The sequence below is a fragment of the Herbaspirillum sp. SJZ106 genome (genome assembly GCF_006715495.1).
In the GTDB taxonomy this organism is placed as follows: Bacteria; Pseudomonadota; Gammaproteobacteria; order Burkholderiales; family Burkholderiaceae_D; genus Herbaspirillum.
The window spans coordinates 25,510-42,541 of record NZ_VFNI01000005.1; the positions used below are offsets into that span (position 1 = coordinate 25,510).

18 protein-coding genes are annotated in these 17,032 nt (G+C 63.3%); 11 read left to right on the top strand and 7 right to left on the bottom strand.

Annotated elements, in window-relative coordinates; genetic code table 11:
* Positions 1-147: 147 nt before the first annotated feature.
* Positions 148-1,083, bottom strand: coding sequence for a LysR family transcriptional regulator (locus FB598_RS15570; RefSeq protein WP_141916149.1), 936 nt, complete (start codon positions 1,081-1,083; stop codon positions 148-150).
* A gap of 164 nt (positions 1,084-1,247) precedes the next feature.
* Between FB598_RS15570 and FB598_RS15575 the strand changes: the two genes are divergently transcribed.
* From FB598_RS15575 to FB598_RS15605, 7 genes are all read left to right on the top strand, one after another.
* Positions 1,248-1,958: a pirin family protein gene (locus FB598_RS15575; RefSeq protein WP_141916152.1), complete on the top strand. Its 711-nt coding sequence runs from the start codon at positions 1,248-1,250 to the stop codon at positions 1,956-1,958.
* Between the two features lie 138 nt (positions 1,959-2,096).
* Positions 2,097-2,789, top strand: coding sequence for a hydrolase (locus FB598_RS15580; protein WP_141916155.1), 693 nt, complete (start codon positions 2,097-2,099; stop codon positions 2,787-2,789).
* Positions 2,790-2,859: 70 nt separating this feature from the next.
* Positions 2,860-3,132, top strand: coding sequence for a XapX domain-containing protein (locus tag FB598_RS15585; RefSeq protein WP_141916158.1), 273 nt, complete (start codon positions 2,860-2,862; stop codon positions 3,130-3,132).
* Positions 3,133-3,236: 104 nt separating this feature from the next.
* On the top strand, positions 3,237-5,132 hold the full coding sequence (locus FB598_RS15590; protein ID WP_141916160.1) for an amidohydrolase: 1,896 nt from the start codon (positions 3,237-3,239) through the stop codon (positions 5,130-5,132).
* 39 nt (positions 5,133-5,171) lie between these two features.
* Positions 5,172-5,609, top strand: a complete 438-nt coding sequence (locus tag FB598_RS15595) for a DoxX family protein (protein WP_141917024.1) — start codon at positions 5,172-5,174, stop codon at positions 5,607-5,609.
* Positions 5,606-6,319 (top strand): YoaK family protein, encoded by a 714-nt coding sequence (locus FB598_RS15600; protein ID WP_141916162.1) that lies wholly within the window; start codon positions 5,606-5,608, stop codon positions 6,317-6,319. The genes FB598_RS15595 and FB598_RS15600 overlap by 4 nt, the downstream gene beginning before the upstream one ends.
* A gap of 8 nt (positions 6,320-6,327) precedes the next feature.
* The gene (locus FB598_RS15605; RefSeq protein WP_141916165.1) at positions 6,328-6,927 is read left to right on the top strand and encodes a TMEM175 family protein; all 600 of its coding nucleotides are present in this window, start codon (positions 6,328-6,330) and stop codon (positions 6,925-6,927) included.
* 117 nt (positions 6,928-7,044) lie between these two features.
* Here the strand turns inward: FB598_RS15605 and FB598_RS15610 are convergent, their stop codons facing one another.
* The 3 genes from FB598_RS15610 to ispD all read right to left on the bottom strand — a co-directional run bounded on the left by FB598_RS15610 (position 7,045) and on the right by ispD (position 8,804).
* Entirely contained in the window at positions 7,045-7,251 is a 207-nt protein-coding gene (locus tag FB598_RS15610; protein WP_050468323.1) for a cold-shock protein, read from the bottom strand.
* 306 nt (positions 7,252-7,557) lie between these two features.
* The gene (gene ispF / locus FB598_RS15615) at positions 7,558-8,064 is read right to left on the bottom strand and encodes a 2-C-methyl-D-erythritol 2,4-cyclodiphosphate synthase (protein WP_141916168.1); all 507 of its coding nucleotides are present in this window, start codon (positions 8,062-8,064) and stop codon (positions 7,558-7,560) included.
* 5 nt (positions 8,065-8,069) lie between these two features.
* Positions 8,070-8,804: a 2-C-methyl-D-erythritol 4-phosphate cytidylyltransferase gene (gene ispD, locus FB598_RS15620; RefSeq protein ID WP_141916170.1), complete on the bottom strand. Its 735-nt coding sequence runs from the start codon at positions 8,802-8,804 to the stop codon at positions 8,070-8,072.
* A gap of 159 nt (positions 8,805-8,963) precedes the next feature.
* Between ispD and mfd the strand changes: the two genes are divergently transcribed.
* The 4 genes from mfd to FB598_RS15640 all read left to right on the top strand — a co-directional run bounded on the left by mfd (position 8,964) and on the right by FB598_RS15640 (position 14,306).
* Positions 8,964-12,407, top strand: coding sequence for a transcription-repair coupling factor (gene mfd, locus FB598_RS15625; protein ID WP_141916172.1), 3,444 nt, complete (start codon positions 8,964-8,966; stop codon positions 12,405-12,407).
* Between the two features lie 94 nt (positions 12,408-12,501).
* Positions 12,502-13,359, top strand: a complete 858-nt coding sequence (gene serB, locus FB598_RS15630) for a phosphoserine phosphatase SerB (RefSeq protein WP_141916175.1) — start codon at positions 12,502-12,504, stop codon at positions 13,357-13,359.
* A gap of 61 nt (positions 13,360-13,420) precedes the next feature.
* Positions 13,421-13,783 (top strand): hypothetical protein, encoded by a 363-nt coding sequence (locus FB598_RS15635; protein ID WP_141916177.1) that lies wholly within the window; start codon positions 13,421-13,423, stop codon positions 13,781-13,783.
* 67 nt (positions 13,784-13,850) lie between these two features.
* Entirely contained in the window at positions 13,851-14,306 is a 456-nt protein-coding gene (locus FB598_RS15640; protein ID WP_141916180.1) for a MaoC family dehydratase, read from the top strand.
* 13 nt (positions 14,307-14,319) lie between these two features.
* Here FB598_RS15640 and FB598_RS15645 read toward each other — a convergent pair whose 3' ends face one another.
* The 3 genes from FB598_RS15645 to FB598_RS15655 all read right to left on the bottom strand — a co-directional run bounded on the left by FB598_RS15645 (position 14,320) and on the right by FB598_RS15655 (position 17,024).
* Positions 14,320-15,012, bottom strand: coding sequence for a glutathione binding-like protein (locus FB598_RS15645; RefSeq protein WP_141916182.1), 693 nt, complete (start codon positions 15,010-15,012; stop codon positions 14,320-14,322).
* Between the two features lie 186 nt (positions 15,013-15,198).
* Positions 15,199-16,359, bottom strand: a complete 1,161-nt coding sequence (locus FB598_RS15650) for a pyridoxal phosphate-dependent aminotransferase (RefSeq protein ID WP_141916185.1) — start codon at positions 16,357-16,359, stop codon at positions 15,199-15,201.
* A gap of 104 nt (positions 16,360-16,463) precedes the next feature.
* Positions 16,464-17,024 carry a putative toxin-antitoxin system toxin component, PIN family gene (locus FB598_RS15655; RefSeq protein WP_141916187.1) on the bottom strand — a complete coding sequence of 187 codons (561 nt, stop codon included), beginning with the start codon at positions 17,022-17,024 and terminating at the stop codon, positions 16,464-16,466.
* Positions 17,025-17,032: the final 8 nt, after the last annotated feature.

Sequence of the window (17,032 nt, forward strand, 5' to 3'; positions counted from 1 at the left end):
GTTGCCGCATTTGAAGGAAAACTCCCGGAGAACACGTTATGTGATGCCGGTTGGGCTGGATCCTGTATTGCACAGGGTCCAGCCCTTTTCGTTTGGCGCATGGCAAGCTGAAAGCCATCTCCTGCGTAGCCGGTCAGGGGCGCTCGATCAGGGACGGTCGATCAGTTCCGCCACGCCAGCCCAGGGCTCGTTGGAAAACGATTCCATCAAGTGTTCAATCAGCGCCTGCACGCGCGCGGGGCGGTTGCGTCCCGGCGGCGTCACGATATGCAGCGCGATCGGTTCCACCTGCCAATCTTCCATTACCACTTCCAATTGTTTCGACTGCAGCTCCTGCCAGACCAGGAAGGCCGGCTGCAGCGCCACGCCCAGGCCGGCCAGCAACGCGGGCGTCAAGGCTTCGGCATTGTTGGCTTGCATCTGCACGGCCATTGACTGGGTGAATTCGCCATGCCGCGGATGCTTGAAACGCCAATGCGTGCCGTTGCGCGCATAGCTGTATTGCAGCGCCTTGTGTTGGGCAAGGTCGCGCGGATGATGGGGCCGGCCGTGGCGTTCGAAGTAGGCCGGCGAACCGACGAGCAGAATGCGCACCTTGCACAGCTGGCGAGCCAACAGGCTGGAGTCGACCAGGTTGGCGATCCGCAAGGCCAGATCGAAACGGTCCCCCACCAGATCCACCTGTTTGTCGTTGAACTGCACGTCCAGCTCCACGTCGGGGTGGGCTTGCAAAAAGCCGGGCAGTGCCGGCGCCAGCCTGGCGATGCCGAACGACATCGGGGCGGATAGCCGTATTACTCCGCGCAGGCTGGTGGATTGCTCGGCCACCTCGGCTTCCACGGCCAGGCCTTCTTCGAGGATGCGCGTGGCGTGCTCCAGCGCGGCATAGCCGTTCGCAGTCAACGAGATGCGGCGCGAAGTGCGGTGGAACAGCGTGGTCTTCATGCGCGTTTCCAGCCGTGAAATGGCTTTGGACACGGTGGCCTGGGACAGCGAAAACTCATCCGCGGTGCGCGCAAACGAGCCGGTTTCAGCGACCTTGGCAAAGATTGCCCATGCTTCAAGGTCTGGCAGTTTGTTCATATCGGCCTTTGGGAAAACACCATTGCAGGGGACGTCGGGGCAGGTAGCCAGCCGCGAATGTACGTCAAAAAAGGAAAGAATGGAATTCCATTTCTTATCTTCTCAGCGTGGTCGCCGGCTCCTACACTGCGTCCATCGTTACTCACCAAGCAGTGGAGCAAACCATGATCGAACGTCGCCCCTTCGGCAGCCTGGGTACCGCCCGCCATGACTGGCTTGAGTCGAAGCGGCACTTTTCCTTCGCCCGGCACCACGATCCCCGGCGCATGCACTGGGGCGTGCTGCGGGCCTGGAACGACGACACGATTGCGTCCGGTTCCGGTTTCCTCCCCCAGTCGCAGGCCGACATGGAAATCATTACCTATGTGCACGAAGGCGCCATCACCCACAAGGACAGCCTGGGCAACATGGGCCGCACGGCGGCCGGCGATGTGCAGGTGATGAGCGCGGGCAGGGGCATCAGCCATTCCGAATACAACCTGGAGCCTGGGGCCGCGCGCATCTTCCAGATCTGGATTCTGCCCAGCCAGCAAGGCGCGTTGCCGTCGTGGGGAACCAAGCCGTTTCCCAAGGATGAGCGCGTGTGCCGCTTCGTACCGCTGGCCAGCGGCGCCAATGACGACGAGGATGCCTTGCCGATCCGCGCCGATGCCCGGGTGCTGGGCACCGTGGTCAAGGCCGGCGAAACCGTGTCATACCGCTTTGCCGATACCGGCCGCTACGGTTATCTGGTGCTGGCCAAGGGGCGCGCCGACATCAACGGCGTGCCGCTGGAAGCCCAGGATGGCGCGGCCATCCACGGCGAGCCGGAGATTGCCGTCACCGCCAGCGAGGATGCCGAGCTGGTGCTGGTCGATGCCGCCGGACTGGCATGACCGGCCGGCAACGGATTTAACCGATTTTCAACGCTTCACCCGATCGAAGGCGGGGGCTTTATGCGGCAGCCCCTTGCCCAACGCATGCCCGCCGCTTTTATCCCGTTTTATCCCCTTCATCCAGTAAAGGAAGAGACCATGTCCAGCAAATACCTCGAAGTTCTGACACCGCAGAACAGCCAGATCATCTTCATCGACCAGCAGCCGCAGATGGCCTTTGGCGTGCAGTCCATCGACCGCCAGGTGCTGAAAAACAATGTAGTGGGCCTGGCCAAGGCGGCCAAGGCATTCAATATCCCGACCACGATCACCACGGTCGAGACCGAGAGCTTCTCGGGACACACCTATCCGGAACTGCTGGCCGTGTTCCCGGAACACAAGATCCTCGAACGTACCTCGATGAATTCCTGGGACGACCAGAACGTGCGCGATTCGCTGGCCGCGAATGCCGCCCAGGGCCGCAAGAAGATCATCGTCTCGGGCCTGTGGACAGAGGTATGCAACACCACGTTCGCGCTGTCGGCAATGCATGACACCGACTACGAGATCTATATGGTGGCCGATGCCTCGGGCGGCACCTCGCTGGATGCGCACAACTATGCGATGGATCGCATGGTGCAGGCTGGCGCCGTGCCCGTGACCTGGCAGCAGGTGCTGCTGGAGTGGCAGCGCGACTGGGCACGCCGCGGCACCTACGACGCGGTGATGAACATCGTGCGCGAACATTCCGGCGCCTATGGCATGGGCGTGGACTATGCTTACACCATGGTGCACAAGGCGGAGGAACGCGTGCAGCACGGCCAGCGCATCGGCCCCAACCCGGCCAAATAATGTTGGCCCGTGGCTTGCCGTGCATATGGCCGGCCACGGGCGCCATCACCTCGGAACAGAAAGAGCCGCCATGAAACTCTACGCGATGTCACTCGGCGCCGGCCTGTTGGTCGGCATCGTCTACAGCCTGCTCAACGTGCGTTCTCCGGCGCCGCCGCTGGTGGCGCTGGTCGGCCTGTTGGGGATCTTGCTGGGCGAGCAGGTCATCCCGGTCGGCAAGCAACTGCTGCGCGGCACGGCCTTCGATACCGCCTGCGCACAGACCAAGGCCACCGAGCATGTGCTGGGCCAACTGCCCGGGCGCAAGGAGCAGCCGCCCGGCGACGGGAAAGAATCCGCGTGAGCGGAAATGGTTTCAGACGTTGAGCCAGCCCCAGATCAATCACCAACCGCCGTGATACCCCAGTCCATGCAGGGCATGGCGGGTATTGCGCAGAAGGATTCGCCATGTCCCAATCCCAACCCGATATCATTTTTCACAATGCCCGGATCACCACGCTGGATCGCAGCCGGCCCGTCGCCACGGCGCTGGCCATCCAGGCCGGCCGCTTCACGGCCGTGGGCTCCGACGAGGAAGTGCTGGCGCTGGCCGGCGCCGGCACGCGGGTCGTCAACCTGAAGCGGCGGCACGTGCTGCCGGGCCTGTTCGACAACCATACCCACGTGGTGCGCGGCGGCCTGAACTACAACATGGAGCTGCGCTGGGACGGCGTGCGCTCTTTGGCCGACGCGATGGAGATGCTGCGCCGGCAAGTGGCCGTCACCCCGGCGCCGCAATGGGTGCGCGTGGTGGGCGGCTTCACCGAGCACCAGTTCGTCGAAAAGCGCCTGCCCACGCTGGAAGAGATCAATGCCATCGCGCCCGATACGCCGGTGTTCCTGCTGCACCTGTATGACCGCGCATTGCTCAACGGCGCCGCGCTGCGCGCCGTGGGCTACACCAAGGACACGGCCGCGCCGCCCGGCGGCGAGATCATGCGGGATGCGTCGGGCAACCCCACCGGCCTGCTGCTGGCCAAGCCCAATGCATCGATCCTCTACGCGACGCTGGCCAAGGGCCCCAAGCTGCCGCTGGAGTACCAGGTCAATTCCACGCGCCACTTCATGCGCGAACTCAACCGCCTGGGCGTGACCGGCGTGATCGACGCGGGCGGCGGCTTCCAGAATTATCCGCAAGACTATCAGGTGATCCAGCAACTGGCCGATGCGGGCCAGATGACCGTGCGCCTGGCCTACAACCTGTTCACGCAAAAGCCGAAGGAGGAAAAGCAGGATTTCCTCAACTGGACCTCAAGCGTGAAATACAAGCAGGGCAACGATTATTTCCGCCATAACGGCGCCGGCGAGATGCTGGTGTTCTCGGCGGCCGACTTCGAGGACTTCCGCCAGCCGCGTCCGGAGATGCCGCCCGAGATGGAAGGCGAGCTGGAAGAGGTGGTGCGCATCCTGGCGCAGAACCGGTGGCCGTGGCGTTTGCATGCCACCTACGATGAAACCATTTCGCGCGCGCTCGACGTGTTCGAGAAGGTCCACCGCGACACGCCGCTGACGGGCCTGAACTGGTTCTTCGACCATGCCGAGACCATTTCCGATCAATCCATCGACCGCATCGCCGCGCTGGGCGGCGGCATCGCCGTGCAGCACCGGATGGCTTACCAGGGCGAATACTTCGTCGAACGCTACGGCGCGCGGGCGGCCGAAGCCACGCCGCCCATCAAGCGCATGCTGGAGCGCGGGGTCAAGGTCTCGGCCGGCACCGATGCCACGCGCGTCGCCTCGTACAACCCGTGGGTCTCGCTGTCGTGGATGGTCACCGGAAAAACCGTGGGCGGCATGAGCCTGTACCCGCAGCGCAATTTGCTCGACCGCGAAACCGCGCTGCGCATGTGGACCGAAAACGTGGCCTGGTTTTCCAACGAAGAAGGCCGCCGCGGGCGCATCGAAGCCGGCCAGTTGGCGGATTTCATCGTGCCCAGCCAGGACTACTTCAGCGTTCCCGAGGATGAGATCGCTTTCCTCACTTCCGATCTTACGGTGGTGGGCGGGCGCGTGGTGTACGGGGCGGGCGAGTTCGGCCCGTTGGACGACAACCCGCTGCCGCCGGCCATGCCGGACTGGTCGCCTGCCCGCACTTTCAAGGGGTATGCGGCCTGGGGCGAACCCGATGGCGCGGGCCGGAACTCGCTGCAACCTGCGCATCATCGCAACATCAGCGCTTGCGGCTGCGGCACCAGTTGCGGCCTGCATGGGCACGGCCACGCCAAGGCCTGGGCGTCGAGCGTTCCCGCTTCCGATCTGCAGGGATTTTTCGGTGCATTGGGCTGTTCGTGCTGGATGGCTTGAGACAGGGGAACCGAGATGAACAACAAGATGAACAACACTATGCATGCCGGTATCGAAGGCCGCCTCGCGGCGCTGGCACGGCCGGTTTTCGGCAGCCGCGCGCTGCAATGGCTGGCCTGTCTCGGCTTGTGCGCGGCCTATTTGCAGGGCGGGCTGGCCAAGCTGACCGACTTTTCCGGGGCCATCGGCGAGATACATCATTTCGGCCTTGCGCCTGCACCCGTGTTCGCGGTGCTGGTGATTGTGCTGGAGCTGGGCGCATCGGCGCTGATCCTGGTCGGTCGGCTGCGCTGGCTGGGGGCGCTGGCGCTGGGCGGCTTCACCTTGCTGGCCACGTTCATTGCGCTGCGTTTCTGGATGCTGCCGGCGGGCCAGGAGCGCTTCATGGCGGCCAATTCCTTTTTCGAGCACCTGGGTTTGGCCGGCGGTTTCCTCCTGGTGGCCTGGCTCGATCTCCAGGCGAAGGAGGCCGCATGAGCGCCATCGACAACGCGCAACCGGCCGTGGCGCGCCCGCAAGGTTTTTGGGAGCAATGCCGGGCGCCCATGATCCTGACGATCGTCGCCGGCGCCATCGATACCATCGGCTTCGTTGCCTTGCTGGGTTTTTTCACAGCCCACGTGACCGGCAACCTGGTGGTGGCCGGCGCGGTATTCGCCAAGGGTGGGGCGGGCGTATGGATCAAGCTCGGGGCCATCCCGCTGTTCATCGTCGCGGTCATGTTGACCAAGATATGGATCGACCGTTGCAGCCAGTCCGGCGCCACCTTGGGCTGGCTGCTGGTGGGGGAGGCGCTCTTCCTGGCGGGGTTCATGCTGGCGGGCCTGTACTTTGAACCGTTTTCCGATCCCGATGGCATAGCGCTGGCGGTGACGGGCGGCTTGGGCCTGATCGCCCTGGCCATCCGCAATACGGCAAGCAAGACGCTGATCAAGCACATCAGTCCCAGCACCATGATGACCGGCAATACCACCCAGTTCGGCATCGACCTTTCCCACTATGTCCGGATGCCCAGCCGCGAGAACGGGCTGGCCTTGCTGAAAAGCGGCAGCATCGTGGCGGGTTTCATCCTGGGGGCATTGCTGGGCGCGGTGCTTTACGTGCACATGGGGTTCTGGAGCGTGCTGCCTTTCTTGCTGGCCGTCTTGTACCTGGCGAGTCTTTCCTTTCGCAAGCTGTTCATCTGACGGGGTCGATGGCCATGAACAAGGGCAGGCTCGAATCCTTTAGCGATGGCGTCATTTCAGTGAGCCTGACGCTGATGCTCTACCAGATCCAGCTCCCGGCCGAATTCACCTGGCACGGGTTGCGGATGGAGGCCCCTCATTTCCTGGGCTATGTGCTCAGCTTCATCTACGTCGGCATCTACTGGAACAATCACCACCACCTGTTCCAGGTGGTCGGCGGCATCAACGGCAAGATCATGTGGGCCAACCTGAACCTGCTGTTCTGGCTGACGATGATCCCGATCGCCACCACATGGGCCGGGAAGTCGGACCTGCTGGCCTTGCCGACTGCCTTGTATGCGTTGGTGCTGTTCATGTGCGCGGCTTCTTATTGGGCATTGGGGCGCACCATCATTGCGCAGGAGGGGAACGGTTCCGTGCTGGCCCATACCCTCGGCCGGGATTTGAAAGGAAAGTTGTCCCTCCCGGTCTACGTGCTGGCCGTCGGCGTCAGCTTCTGCAGCAGCATCGCGGCGTTTGTCATCCTGACGGCGATGGCGGCGCTGTGGTTCGTTCCTGATGCGCGGATCGAACGATATTTACGGGAGCAGGCCGATCAAAGGAAATGAGGGCAATGAAGACAATGAACTGCCGAGGGCGGTTTGCTGCGTTGCAAGTGGTGCAGACGAGTAGTACAGACGAAAAAAATCCCCGACAAGTCGGGGATTTTTTATCTCAGCTGAAGCTTAAGCAACAGGCTGGATGTTCGAAGCTTGCTTGCCCTTCGGGCCAGTGGTCACTTCGAAGGAAACGCGTTGGTTTTCCTTCAGCGACTTGAAACCATTCGACTGAATAGCCGAGAAGTGCGCGAACAAATCTTCACCGCCTTCATCGGGGGTGATAAAACCAAAACCTTTTGCATCATTGAACCACTTGACGGTACCAGTTGCCATTACGGACTCCTAAATTAATTGATTGGGGCTGCTATGCCCGGCTCTTTATCGTTACTCGGGAGGAATGACAGCGAAGACCGCACTACCAGCTCGAATCCTAACGACGCGCTGATTATACTCATTAAATAGGGAATGCAAGCTATTTTCGGTAGCAAAGTTCAATTTAAATATTTAATTATTTTTGCTTGTACTTTAGTTTTCTATTCATGCCGAAAAACGGTGCGGGAAATCGCCCGGAATCCCTTTCCTGGTGCGGCTTTTGGCGTGTCCGTCATTGTCCTACGCGAATTTCCGGATTCGCACAATTCAATCATTTTTCTGATGGATCAGCACAACAGCTTCGGTTGCGATTCCTTCTTCACGGCCTAAATAACCCAATTTTTCGTTGGTTTTTGCCTTGATATTGATTTGCTGGACAGAAATTCCCAGGTCGTCGGCAAGGTTTTTCACCATGGCGGGGATATGCGGCGCCATCTTCGGCGCCTGGGCGATGATGGTGGCGTCCAGGTTGCCGATCGTATAACCGGCCTCGTCCAGGCGTTTGGCGGCTTCGCGCAGCAGGGCGCGCGAGTCGGCGCCCTTGAATCGGGCATCGGTGTCGGGGAAATGGCGGCCGATGTCGCCCAGCGCGGCGGCGCCGAACAGGGCATCGGTGATGGCATGCAGCAGGGCGTCGGCGTCGGAGTGGCCGAGCAGGCCTTTCTGGTGGGGGATATTGACGCCGCCCAGGATCAGCGGGCGGCCTTCGACCAAGGCATGGCAATCATAGCCCTGGCCGATACGAAACGGGAATGGCAATGCGGTGGCGCTCATGGCGGTCAGCCTTTCAAAAAGAATTCGGCCAGCGCGGCGTCCTGCGCCAGCGTGACCTTGAGGTTGCGGGGACTGCCCTCCACCAGGCGCGGGCGCAGGCCCAGCATCTCGATGGCGCTGGCGTCGTCGGTGATGGCGCCGATACGGCCCTGTTCGGCGGCTTGCCGCAAGGCCCGCTGCAGCAGCGCATAGCGGAACATCTGCGGGGTTTGCGCGGCCCACAGGCCGGCGCGCGGGACGGTTTGCTGCGAACGGCCGCCGGCGTCCTCGCGCTTGAGGGTGTCGACCACCGGCAGCGCCAGCAGGCCGCCCACCTCATCGTTGGACAGCGCGTCGAGCAGGCGGTCGATCAGCCCGGCGTCCAGACCCGGGCGCGCGGCGTCGTGCACCAGCACCCAGTCGGCCTCGCCGGCCACGTTGCGCATTTCGTTCAAGCCATTGAACACGCTTTCCTGCCGGGTGGCGCCGCCCACGCGCAGCACCGTGGCGCGCGGCGCCAGTTCGGGGGGGAGCAGATCGTCAATCCAGCCGTCGGCGGCGCTGACCACTACGAAGGTATGGGCGATGCGCGCATGCGCGGCGAAGGTGTCCAGCGCATGGCGCAGCATCGGCTTGCCGGCCAGCGCCATGTATTGCTTGGGGATATCCGCGCCCATGCGGGCGCCGACGCCGGCGGCGGGGATCAGCGCGAAATGTTGCGGTTGCGCCAAGGAGGCGGTGGGGGAGGCCGGTCGGTTCATGTGATGCGGGGTGCCTGGACGGGCCGCGCGGCAGCCTGCGGCAAGGGCCATCGTTTATAATCGGAGGCTGAATTTTAATGCCAATCCTTCGCAAGCGGCCGGCATTTTGATCGCCTCAAACCGTTGAATCCGCCGAATCTGCTGCTCCCGAACCCGCCGATGCCTTTCGACCTGAAAAAAAACCTTCCCAAGCCCGGCGTACGTTTTGTCCCGCCCGCAGCGCATGGTTCCGCCGATGCCTACCTGCTGGCGCAAGCGGCGCTGGCGCTGAAGGCCGAGGGCCGCATGCTGGCCGTGGTGGTGGCCGGCGCCACCGACGCCCAGCGCCTCCTGGCCGAGATCCCCTGGTTCCAGCCGGCCGGCGCGGCCGACAAGCTGCGCTGCCACCTGCTGCCGGACTGGGAAACCCTGCCCTACGATGCCTTCTCGCCGCACCAGGACCTGGTGTCCGAGCGCCTGGCGACGCTGTACGAAGTGCAGTCGGGCCAGTGCGACCTGCTGATCGTGCCGGCGACCACCGCCTTGCTGCGCATGGCGCCGCCCGAGTTCCTGGCGGCTTATACCTTCTTCTTCAAGCAAGGCGAGAAGCTGGATGAGGCCAGGCTCAAGTCGCAGCTGACGCTGGCCGGCTACAGCCATGTCGGGCAGGTGATGTCGCCGGGCGAATATTCGGTGCGCGGCGGCCTGATCGACATCTTCCCGATGGGTTCGGTGCTGCCGTACCGCCTCGACCTGTTCGGCGACACGGTGGACACCATCCGCACCTTCGATGCCGATACCCAGCGCTCGCTGTACCCGGTGCCGGAAGTGCGCCTGTTGCCCGGCCGCGAATTCCCGATGGATGAAGCGGCGCGCCTGGCCTTCCGCAACCGCTGGCGCGAGGTGTTCGAGGGCGACCCGTCGCGTTCGGCCATCTACAAGGACATCGGCAACGGCATCGCCTCGGCCGGCATCGAGTACTACCTGCCGCTGTTTTTCGAGCAGACCGCAACATTGTTCCAATACCTGCCGGCCGATGCCATGTTCGCCACGGTGGGCGATATCGAACAGGCCATCAAGCGCTTCTGGAGCGATACCCGCTCGCGCTGGCAGTTCCTGCACGCCGACCGCGAACGTCCGGTGCTGGAGCCGAAAGCGATCTACCTCGATGACGAGGATTTCTTCACGCTGCTCAAGCCCCATGCGCGCTGGATCGTCAAGACCGATGACGCGCCTTCCGAGCTGTCGACGCCGCTGCCTAACATTGCCGTCAATCGCCGCGTCGACGATCCGCTGACCAACCTGCGTTCTTTCTTGCTGCAGAGCGACAAGCGCGTGCTGATCTGCGCCGACAGCAACGGCCGCCGCGAGACGCTGCAGCAATATTTCGCCGAATACGATTTGCATCCCGCGCTGTGCGACGACTGGCAGGGTTTCCTTGGCAGCGACGAAAGGCTGATGCTGGGCGTGGCGCCGCTGTATGCCGGCTTCGCCTTGCAGGATGAGGCGCTGGCCTTTGTCACCGAAGCCGAACTGTACGCCGGCAGCGGTCGCCGCGCCGGCCGCCGCAAGCAGCAGGCCGCCACCGAAGTCGAGCACATGGTGCGCGACCTGTCGGAGCTCAAGGTCGGCGATCCGGTAGTGCACTCCAATCACGGCATCGGTCGCTACATGGGTCTGATCAGCATGGACCTGGGCGAGGGCGAGACCGAGTTCCTGCATCTTGAATACGCCAAGGAAACCAAGCTCTACGTGCCGGTATCGCAACTGCACGTGATTTCGCGCTATTCCGGCGCCTCGCCGGAAGACGCGCCATTGCACGCGCTGGGTTCCGGCCAGTGGGAAAAGGCCAAGCGCCGTGCAGCGCAACAGGTGCGCGATACCGCCGCCGAGCTGCTCAACCTGTACGCGCGCCGCGCGCTGCGCCAGGGCCATGCCTTCGAATATTCCGCGCACGATTACGAAGCCTTCGCCGACAGCTTCGGGTTTGAAGAAACCGCCGACCAGGCCGCCGCCATCGACGCCGTGATCAAGGACATGACCGGCGGCAAGCCAATGGACCGCCTGATCTGCGGCGATGTCGGTTTCGGCAAGACCGAGGTGGCCCTGCGCGCGGCGTTCGTCGCCGTGATGGGCGGCAAGCAGGTGGCCATTCTTGCGCCCACCACGCTGTTGGCCGAGCAGCATGCGCAAACCTTCGCCGACCGTTTCGCCAACTGGCCGGTGCGCATCGCCGAGCTGTCGCGTTTCCGTACCGGCAAGGAAGTCACGCAGGCGATCAAGGGACTGGCCGACGGCACCATCGACATCGTCATCGGCACCCACAAGCTGCTGTCGGAGGAGGTGAAGTTCTCGCGCCTGGGCCTGGTCATCATCGACGAGGAGCACCGCTTCGGCGTGCGTCAGAAGGAGGCGCTCAAGTCGCTGCGCGCCGAGGTCGACGTGCTCACGCTGACGGCCACGCCGATCCCGCGCACGCTGGGCATGGCGCTGGAAGGGCTGCGCGACTTCTCGGTGATCGCCACCGCGCCGCAAAAGCGGCTGGCCATCAAGACCTTCGTGCGCGGGGAGGGCGAATCGACCATCCGCGAAGCCTGCCTGCGCGAACTAAAGCGCGGCGGCCAGGTGTACTTCCTGCACAACGAGGTGGAAACCATCGGCAACCGCCGCGCCATGCTCGAAGCGCTGTTGCCGGAAGCGCGCATCGGTGTGGCCCACGGCCAGATGCACGAGCGCGACCTGGAAAAGGTGATGCGCGATTTCGTGGCCCAGCGCTTCAACATCCTGCTGTGTACCACCATCATCGAAACCGGCATCGACGTGCCGACCGCCAACACCATCATCATGCACCGCGCCGACAAGTTCGGCCTGGCGCAGTTGCACCAGTTGCGCGGCCGCGTCGGCCGCTCGCACCACCAGGCCTATGCCTACCTGCTGGTGCAGGATGTGCATGGCCTGACCAAGCAGGCGCAGCGCCGGCTGGAGGCGATCCAGCAGATGGAGGAACTGGGCAGCGGCTTCTACCTGGCCATGCATGACCTGGAAATCCGCGGCGCCGGCGAGGTGCTGGGCGACAACCAGTCGGGCGAGATCCACGAGATCGGTTTCCAGATGTATTCCGACATGCTCAACGAAGCGGTGCGCTCGCTGAAGAACGGCAAGGAACCCGACCTGGCCGCGCCGCTGTCATCCACCACCGAAATCAACCTGCACGTGCCGGCCTTGCTGCCCAACGATTATTGCGGCGACGTGCACGAGCGCCTGTCGCTGTACAAGCGTTTCGCCAATTGCGTCAAGCAGGACGCCATCGACGACCTGCAGGAAGAACTGATCGACCGCTTCGGCAAGCTGCCCGAGCCGGCGCGCGCGCTGGTGGAAACGCACCGCCTGCGCATCGCCGCCAAGCCGCTGGGCATCGTCAAGATCGACGCCCATTCCGAGGCCGCGCTGCTGCAGTTCATGCCCAATCCGCCGATCGACGCCATGCGCATCATCGAACTGGTGCAGAAGAACCGCCAGGTCAAGCTCAACGGCCAGGACAAGCTGCGCATTGCCGCCGCCATGCCGGACCTCAATGCGCGCGTGCAGCAGGTCAAGGCGACCATGAAGGCGCTGGCCGGGTGAGCGGGCAGGGCGGAACCTGCCCCGCAATCCAATGAATCCTTTATTTGACCTACTGAACCAATAACCAGACCAATAACCAGACCAATAACCAGACATGAACCTGATCCTGCAAGCATTCAAGAGCAATGCCACCGATATCAACGTCATCGCGGCGCTGGCCAGGGCGCAGCGCGTCGAGCCTGTCGACGGGCGCGTGCCCGGGGTGCAGGCCTGGCGCTGCGTCGAGGTGGATCGTGCCGATCAGACCAGGGCCGCGGTCGATGCCGCCTGCCTGGCGGCGCAAGTGGACTATGCCTTCGTCGACCCGGCGCTCAGGCTGGCCGACTTCCGGCTGGTGGCGATGGACATGGATTCGACCCTGATCACCATCGAATGCATCGATGAGATCGCCGACATGCAGGGCCTGAAACCGCAAGTGGCGGAAATCACCGAAGCCGCCATGCGCGGCGAGATCGAGTTCAATGAAAGCCTGACGCGCCGCGTGGCGTTGCTCAAGGGGCTGGATGCCGCCGCCCTGCAGCGCGTCTACGACGAGCGCCTGCAACTGTCGCCGGGCGCGGACAATATGTTGAAGGCGATCCAGGCGGCCGGTCTGAAGACGCTGCTGGTCTCCGGCGGCTTCACCTTCTTTACCGACCGCATGAAGACCCGCCTGGGCCTGGACTACACCCATTCGAACACGCTGGAAGTGGCGGACGGCAAGCTGACCGGCAAGGTGGTCGGCGGCATCGTCAATGCCGACGAGAAGCGGCTGACGGTGGAGCGCGTGTGCCGCGAGATCGGCGCCGACCCGTCGCAGGCCATCGTCATGGGCGATGGCGCCAACGATTTGAAGATGATGGGCATCGCCGGCCTGTCGGTGGCGTTCCGCGCCAAGCCGGTGGTGCGCGCGCAGGCGGATGTGGGCTTGAATTTTGTCGGCCTGGATGGCATCTTGAACCTGCTTGGCTGAGCGCTGCGCGCCGGCGCGGATAATCGGCTTTTTGCCGCAACCATCGCAAACGGGAGACCCGATGACGCAGGAACTGGTGTTCGACAACAAGACCCAATCGGCCAAGAGCCTGGCCTGGTGGCTGTATATCTTCCACGGCCTGTGCCTGGCGTTTTCGCTGGGCATGCTGTCGTGGCTGCCGCTGATCGCCAACTACGTCAAGCGCGAGGATACGCTCGATACTTTCGTCTACAGCCACCACCGCTGGCAGATCCGCTCATTCTGGTGGTATCTGTTCTGGATGTTCGCGGGCGGCCTGGTATGGATCACGGTGGTGGGCATTCCCCTGGCGATCCTGATCTGGACGCTGGCGTGGATCTGGAAAGCCTACCGGCTGATCAAGGGATTCCTCGACCTCAACGACAACAAGCCCATGCCTGTTTGATCGCGCCGCCAATGTGGCGCCGCAAAAGCGACATGCCCCAAGACGAAAAAAAGGATGCGACAGCAAGATGCGTGAAATCGCCACACTGGAAGAATTGAAATCGCTGGCCGGCCAGGAAGTGGCGACCAGCGACTGGATCGACGTGACGCAGGAACAGGTGAACCGGTTCGCCGATGCCACCGGCGACCACCAATGGATACACGTCGATGTCGAGCGCGCGGCGCGCGAACTGCCGTTCGGCGGCACCGTGGCGCACGGTTTCCTTACCCTGGCGTTGTTGCCGCAGATGCTCGGCAATGCGATCAGCCTGGGACCGGACGTCAGGATGCTGCTCAACTACGGCCTGAACCGCGTGCGTTTTCCGGCTCCCTTGCCGGTGGGACGGAGGGTTCGCGGCATCATCGTGCTGGAGTCGGTCGAGGACGTCCCCGGCGGCGCCCAGCTGACCTGGGAGATCACCGTCGAATGCGAGGGTTCGGACAAGCCGGTCTGCGTGGCGCAATTCCTGGTGCGCCGCTATTGATGCCGGCCGCGGTTCAGCGTTTCTGGTACTGGCCTTTGCCGAACAGCAGCTCCCTGGCCTTGTCATCGGTCAAGGGCTTGCGCTGGTCGGCCAGCACGGCCACGCCGCGCTGCACGGCCGGGCGCGCGCTGATGGCGTCGAACCAGCGCTTGACGTTGGGATAGTCGGCCAGGTCGATGCCCTGGTTCTTGTGCGAACGGGTCCAGGGGAAACTGGCGATATCGGCAATGGTGTACTCGTCGCCGGCCAGGTAGGCGTGCTTGCCGAGCTGCTTGTCCATCACCTGGTACAGGCGCTTGGCTTCGTTGCTGTAGCGGTTGATCGCGTATTCGATCTGCTCCGGGGCATACAGGCGGAAGTGGTGCGCCTGGCCCAGCATCGGCCCCAGGCCGCCCATCTGGAACATCACCCATTGCAGCACTTCATATTTCTCGCGGTCGGTCTTGCCGAGGAAGCGGCCGGTCTTGCCCGCCAGGTAAATCAGGATCGCGCCTGATTCGAACAGCGAGATGGGCTTGCCGTCCGGGCCGTCCGGATCGGTGATGGCGGGGATCTTGTTGTTCGGGGAAATCTTCAGGAAGTCCGGCGCGAACTGGTCGCCGGCGCCGATATCGATGGCGTGCGCGGTGTAGGGCAGGCCGCATTCTTCCAGCATGATGTGAACCTTGTGGCCGTTGGGCGTAGCCCAGCTATAGACGTCGATCATGGGTGTCCTTGTCGTTATCCGGTTGATCCGATGGTGGCGCACCGGCGATGACTGTCGTCAGGGGCGCGGTGCATTAGTGTAGCGGAAGGCGGATGCGGCTGCAGGAGCCGGGAGCGGTGCGGGAAGGAAGGCGGAGGGGGAACCCCGCCGGGGGATGGCGGGCGGGGCCGTGCTGCAGCGATGGAGTTATAACTTGGCCAGCCGGTCCAGCGCCAGGCGCAGCGTTTCATCCTTCTTGGCGAAGCAAAAACGCACGATACCCGATTCCTTCGGCGTGTTATAGAAGGCCGAGACGGGAATGGCCGCCACGCCGATTTCGGTGGTCAGCCATTTGCAGAATTCGGCTTCGGAGAGATCGGAGATGGCGCCGTACTTCACGCATTGGAAGTAGGTGCCTTCGGAGGGCAGCAGTTCGAAGCGGGTGTTCTTGAGGCCGTCGCGGAACAGGTCGCGTTTCTTCTGGTAGAAGGCCGGCAGCTCGAGGTAGGGCGCCGGATCCTTCATGTAGGCAGCCAGGCCGTACTGTACCGGGGTATTGACGGTGAATACGTTGAACTGGTGCACCTTGCGGAATTCCGCGGTCATGGCGGCCGGCGCGGCCACGAAGCCGACCTTCCAGCCGGTGACGTGATAAGTCTTGCCGAAGCTGGAATTGATGAAGGTGCGTTGCGACAGTTCCGGATGGCGCGCCAGCGATTCGTGCTGGCTGCCGTCGTAGACCATGTGTTCGTACACTTCGTCGGACAGGATCAGGATATCGGTGCCGCGCACGATGTCGGCCAGCGCCTGCACGTCGGCCGCCTTCATGATGCTGCCGGTCGGGTTGTGCGGCGTGTTGACCATGATCATGCGGGTCTTGGGCGTGACGGCGGCCGCCACTTTGTCCCAGGGAATGCTGTAGCCGCGTTCGTCCACGTTCATCTGCACGAAGACCGGGATGCCGCCGGCCAGTTCGATGGCGGGCACGTAGCAGTCGTACGCCGGCTCGATGACGATCACTTCGTCGCCGGCATGCACCGCGCACAGCACCGAGGTCAGGATGCCCTGGGTGGCGCCGGCGGTGACGGTGATTTCGCCGACCGGATCGTAGCGGCGGCCATGGAGCTGCTCGACCTTGTCGGCGATGGCTTCGCGCAGGAGCTGCACGCCGGCCATCGGCGGGTATTGGTTCAGGCCGTCCTGCATGGCGCTGGCGACAGCCTGCACCAGCACCGGATCGCAATTGAAATCGGGGAAGCCCTGGCCCAGGTTGACCGCGCCCTTTTCGCTGGCGAGCGCGGACATGACGGTGAAAATGGTGGTGCCGACGTTGGGCAGTTTGGTGACGATATTGGCGGGCGTGCTCATTGCTGCGGGGCCTGATCCTGAAGTGTTTTTTACAAGCCGGCTATTTTAGCCGGAATTCTTGCCCGGCATTTTTGCGCTGCATCAGGATTGCGCTGCATCAGGAGTCAATCCTGGGCGGGCGGAGGAAAGGCGTAGAGCCGCCAGTGCTGCGGCGGGACGATGGAAAACATGCCTTTGCGCAAGGTCTTCCTGGCCAGCTTCAACACGGCCTTGTCTTTGCTGACCAGGACATGGGCCCGGCATTGCAGGGCCAGTTCCAGGAATTTCTGGTCATCCTTGTCGGTGCATAGCGGCAGGCCGAAGGTGTTGACCTCAGCCAGCGGCAGGCAGTGCAGCAGGCGGTCGAATTCGGCGCAGATGGCCGGCTTGTCGGCGGGCGTGAGCGGCAGGTGCGGGTAATCCAGCACGGCCAGCCATTCGTTGCGGCAGTCTTCGCGGGTATAGGCTTGTACGCTGCCGTCCTGCAAGGCTTGCAGCAGGGCATTCCAGCGCGGATCGCGAAAGACGAACAAGTCCAGGCAGACGTTGGTGTCGAGCACCAGCCGTTGGCGTTCGCCGGCGGCCGGCGCGGATCCGATGACGGGGGAGGCGGCAGGCGTGGCGGATGCGGTGGGGGCGATAGGTACGGTGGGGGCGGTAGCGAGGGGGATTGCCGGAGTGCTCATTCAATCAT

Bases quoted from the DNA above. Each gene is read 5' to 3' on its own strand.
- FB598_RS15570 (WP_141916149.1), bottom strand. From the start codon at position 1,083: ATGAACAAACTGCCAGACCTTGAAGCATGGGCAATCTTTGCCAAGGTC.
- FB598_RS15575 (WP_141916152.1), top strand. From the start codon at position 1,248: ATGATCGAACGTCGCCCCTTCGGCAGCCTGGGTACCGCCCGCCATGAC.
- FB598_RS15580 (WP_141916155.1), top strand. From the start codon at position 2,097: ATGTCCAGCAAATACCTCGAAGTTCTGACACCGCAGAACAGCCAGATC.
- FB598_RS15585 (WP_141916158.1), top strand. From the start codon at position 2,860: ATGAAACTCTACGCGATGTCACTCGGCGCCGGCCTGTTGGTCGGCATC.
- FB598_RS15590 (WP_141916160.1), top strand. From the start codon at position 3,237: ATGTCCCAATCCCAACCCGATATCATTTTTCACAATGCCCGGATCACC.
- FB598_RS15595 (WP_141917024.1), top strand. From the start codon at position 5,172: ATGCATGCCGGTATCGAAGGCCGCCTCGCGGCGCTGGCACGGCCGGTT.
- FB598_RS15600 (WP_141916162.1), top strand. From the start codon at position 5,606: ATGAGCGCCATCGACAACGCGCAACCGGCCGTGGCGCGCCCGCAAGGT.
- FB598_RS15605 (WP_141916165.1), top strand. From the start codon at position 6,328: ATGGCCATGAACAAGGGCAGGCTCGAATCCTTTAGCGATGGCGTCATT.
- FB598_RS15610 (WP_050468323.1), bottom strand. From the start codon at position 7,251: ATGGCAACTGGTACCGTCAAGTGGTTCAATGATGCAAAAGGTTTTGGT.
- ispF (WP_141916168.1), bottom strand. From the start codon at position 8,064: ATGAGCGCCACCGCATTGCCATTCCCGTTTCGTATCGGCCAGGGCTAT.
- ispD (WP_141916170.1), bottom strand. From the start codon at position 8,804: ATGAACCGACCGGCCTCCCCCACCGCCTCCTTGGCGCAACCGCAACAT.
- mfd (WP_141916172.1), top strand. From the start codon at position 8,964: ATGCCTTTCGACCTGAAAAAAAACCTTCCCAAGCCCGGCGTACGTTTT.
- serB (WP_141916175.1), top strand. From the start codon at position 12,502: ATGAACCTGATCCTGCAAGCATTCAAGAGCAATGCCACCGATATCAAC.
- FB598_RS15635 (WP_141916177.1), top strand. From the start codon at position 13,421: ATGACGCAGGAACTGGTGTTCGACAACAAGACCCAATCGGCCAAGAGC.
- FB598_RS15640 (WP_141916180.1), top strand. From the start codon at position 13,851: ATGCGTGAAATCGCCACACTGGAAGAATTGAAATCGCTGGCCGGCCAG.
- FB598_RS15645 (WP_141916182.1), bottom strand. From the start codon at position 15,012: ATGATCGACGTCTATAGCTGGGCTACGCCCAACGGCCACAAGGTTCAC.
- FB598_RS15650 (WP_141916185.1), bottom strand. From the start codon at position 16,359: ATGAGCACGCCCGCCAATATCGTCACCAAACTGCCCAACGTCGGCACC.
- FB598_RS15655 (WP_141916187.1), bottom strand. From the start codon at position 17,024: ATGAGCACTCCGGCAATCCCCCTCGCTACCGCCCCCACCGTACCTATC.